At 63.7% G+C, this 2,966-nt stretch carries 4 protein-coding genes; all 4 read right to left on the bottom strand.

Features of this window, described 5'->3' with window-relative positions; all coding sequences use genetic code 11:
* On the bottom strand, positions 1-529 hold a 529-nt coding region (locus ACHWRX_RS09845; protein WP_394659058.1), incomplete at its 3' end, for a class I mannose-6-phosphate isomerase.
* The gene (locus ACHWRX_RS09840; protein ID WP_394659057.1) at positions 526-1,563 is read right to left on the bottom strand and encodes a mannose-1-phosphate guanylyltransferase; all 1,038 of its coding nucleotides are present in this window, start codon (positions 1,561-1,563) and stop codon (positions 526-528) included. The genes ACHWRX_RS09845 and ACHWRX_RS09840, both read right to left, overlap by 4 nt.
* A gap of 80 nt (positions 1,564-1,643) precedes the next feature.
* Positions 1,644-2,432, bottom strand: coding sequence for a glycosyltransferase family 2 protein (locus ACHWRX_RS09835; protein ID WP_394659056.1), 789 nt, complete (start codon positions 2,430-2,432; stop codon positions 1,644-1,646).
* The gene (locus ACHWRX_RS09830; protein ID WP_394659055.1) at positions 2,429-2,830 is read right to left on the bottom strand and encodes a GtrA family protein; all 402 of its coding nucleotides are present in this window, start codon (positions 2,828-2,830) and stop codon (positions 2,429-2,431) included. The genes ACHWRX_RS09835 and ACHWRX_RS09830 overlap by 4 nt, the downstream gene beginning before the upstream one ends.
* Positions 2,831-2,966 lie beyond the last annotated feature (136 nt).

The raw sequence follows: 2,966 nt of genomic DNA, 5'->3' as shown, positions 1-2,966 counted from the left end.
TGGCGATGGCCACGCTTTCTTCCAGATGCAGCTCGCGTGGGCGGCCGTAGTCGTACAGGCGATAGGTAATGTCGGAATTCTGCTGAACTTCGATCAAGCTGATGCCCGCACCGATGGCATGCACGGTGTTGGCCGGAATGTAGAAGAAGTCACCCGGCGATACCACGTGCCACTCCATCAAGTCCTCGATAGAGCCATCAAGCGCGGCGGCGCGCATGGCGTCGGCATCGATCGGCTGCTTGAACCCGATGCCCAGCTTGGCGCCCGGTTCGGCATCTAGGATCACCCAGCACTCTTCCTTGCCCTGGCGGCCCATGCCCTTGTCGATCGTCTGCGCATCGCTCGGGTGGACCTGGACGGACAGCGCCTCGCTCGTGAAGATGTATTTCACCAGCAGCTGCGACAATTCCGGCGGCGGTTCGAACCAGATTTCGCCGATCCGCTTACCCGACGGGGCGACAAACGGCGCGGGCAGGGTGTCCTTGCCCCAGGGCTTCTCGACCTGCTTGGTGGGGAGCGCGCCGCTCATTGGTTTGCCGCGCCAAACAGTTTGCCGACTTTTTGCGCGCCGGCGGCGGTGGTGATCATGATGTCGTTACCGTCCACCACGATATAGACATCCTGCAATCCAATCACCGACACGCGCGGACCATCGCTATCGACCAGCACGTTCTGGCAATCGACCAACTCCACGTCGCCGCGCGTGGCGTTGCCCTGCTCGTCGCGATCGCGCGCAACGTGAAGCGCGGGCCAGTTGCCGATATCGGACCAGGCCATGTCAGCCGGCACCATCGCGGCGCGGCTGGTGTTTTCCATCACCGCATAGTCCACCGATTCGCTTTCCACCGTCGCAAAGGTCTGCGGCTCGGGGTGGAAGCGATTGCCGTCCTCGTGCCCCTTGGCGACGGCATCACGCACCGCAGCCAGGATCTGCGGGCGGTGGCTTTCCAGTTCCTTCAGGAAGTCCCCCACCTTGAAGGCGAAGATGCCGCCGTTCCAAGCGTAGATACCTTCTGATAGGAACGACATGGCGCGTTCCAAATCAGGCTTTTCCACGAATTGCGCGGTGCGGAAGGCTTGGTCTCCGATCGCCTCACCACGCTTTAGATAGCCAAAACCGGTTTCCGGCGCAGTCGCCTCGATGCCGAAGCTGACCAACCAACCGTCTTGTGCCAGTTCCGCGGCGGTGCAGGCGGCTTCGGCAAAAGCCTTGGTATCGCCGATGTGGTGGTCGCTCGGGCACACCAGCATTATGGCGTCCTCCGGCAGACGCAGCGCGGCAAGTGCGATCGCGGCGGCTGTGTTGCGGGCGCTGGGCTCGACGATGATCTGCGAGCCGGCGGTGTCACCTAGCTGCTCTTCCACATGCGCCAAATGTGCGGCCCCTGTCACGACCAAGGGCGGATCGAACCCATCGGTCGCCGGGCAACGCGCGATCGTCGCTTGGAACAGCGTCGTGTCACCTACCAGTGGCAAGAACGGCTTGGGCTTGCTTGCCCGACTGCGCGGCCAAAGACGCGTGCCGCTACCGCCACACAGAATTACCGGAACAAGCTTGCTCATCAGTCCCCTTTTATCGCGGCACATGCGAATTACCATGCCGCAATGCGCCAGTCGTCTTGTGGTTGCGTAGGGATTTTGGGCTAACGCGGATTGAGCCTGCCACTGGCGGCAGACAGCAGTTGCTTGATGATGCCCCACTTAGCGCCCGCGCCGGTGATCTTGGTGGGCACCGCCTCTCCCACAGGATAGCTGCGCCGCACGCCGATCTCGCAGACACGATAGCCCAGCTGGCCGGCGCGCGCTGTGAGGTAGAATAGCAATTCGTAGGCGGAAAACACCTCGCGAAAAGGTTGCACGCGAGGATCGACCAGATAGCGGCGGGAGTAGGCGCGAAAGCCATTGGTGGTATCGGTAAACCAGCGACGCCCCGAAAAGCTGAGGATCGGCGCGTGGATCAGGCGATTGCCGATGGTGCGCTCCAGCGGTGTATTCTCCGCCTTTCCGCCGCGGGCGTAGCGCGAGCCTTGGACATAATCGTACCCCTCGCGCAGCTTGGTGACAAACTGCGCCACCGCTTCGACATTGTCCTTGCCGTTGCCATCGATGGTGATGATGCCTTCGTAGCCCTCATCCAGGCACCAGGCGTAAGCCATGCGCAACTGGGCGCTGAGCTTGCCGGGGCCGGTCTTGGTCAGCAGCGCACGCACGCCTTGTTCCTGCAGATAAGGCAGGTCGAGCGAGCCGTCGGTGGAGCCACCATCCGCCACGATCACGTCCACCGGCAGACCAGCGGCCGCAACGCGGGCCAGCTGGGCGCGGATACGCCCGCCTTCGTTGATCACCGGGATAACCAAGGCGTGAGCGTGGCGGCGTTCCGAGAGCAGGTCGACGCGGTGCGCCGGTATCTGGCGTGGCGGGTCGGCGGTCAAAGCGAGCTCTCCGGAGCGGGGCGGAAGACGAGAAAGCGGCTGAGGACGTAGTTGACGATGAAGGACACCCCCGTCGCCAGGATCAGCACCCCCAGGTCGGGCAGGCCGGAGCGTTCCAGCAGGGCGACCGCGCCCAGGCGGGTGGCCAGCGTCGCCAGCAGGGCCAGCAGATAGAGTGAGCCGCGCTTGGCCGAAGCGGCTTTGGTGCCGAAGGTCCAGCGCTCATGCAGCAGGTAATTGAAGATCGCGCCGGCGACAAAGCCCAGGAACGCGGCCAAAGTCAGCGGGATCGTCGTCAAGTTGCGCAGCGCCCAGGCGGTGCCGAGATCGACGCAGAGCCCGGCCCCGGCGACCAGGCCGAACCGGACGAGCGAGGAGGCGAAAAGCCGCTCGATCATGCCAGACTTATCGCGCGGCCATGAACGAAGCGGTCGTCCGCCTCCGCCCATTCCGGCTCGGACTGGCGCAGGATGTCGAACAAGTCGTAGATGTTGTCGATCTTGCCGCCCATGATCGAGATGACCGGCGATCGCG

Source organism: uncultured Novosphingobium sp. (assembly GCF_964277725.1).
Taxonomy (GTDB): domain Bacteria; phylum Pseudomonadota; class Alphaproteobacteria; order Sphingomonadales; family Sphingomonadaceae; genus Novosphingobium; species Novosphingobium fluoreni.
This window is presented reverse-complemented; position numbering and strand designations above follow the sequence as displayed.

Bases quoted from the DNA above. Each gene is read 5' to 3' on its own strand.
- ACHWRX_RS09840 (WP_394659057.1), bottom strand. From the start codon at position 1,563: ATGAGCAAGCTTGTTCCGGTAATTCTGTGTGGCGGTAGCGGCACGCGT.
- ACHWRX_RS09830 (WP_394659055.1), bottom strand. From the start codon at position 2,830: ATGATCGAGCGGCTTTTCGCCTCCTCGCTCGTCCGGTTCGGCCTGGTC.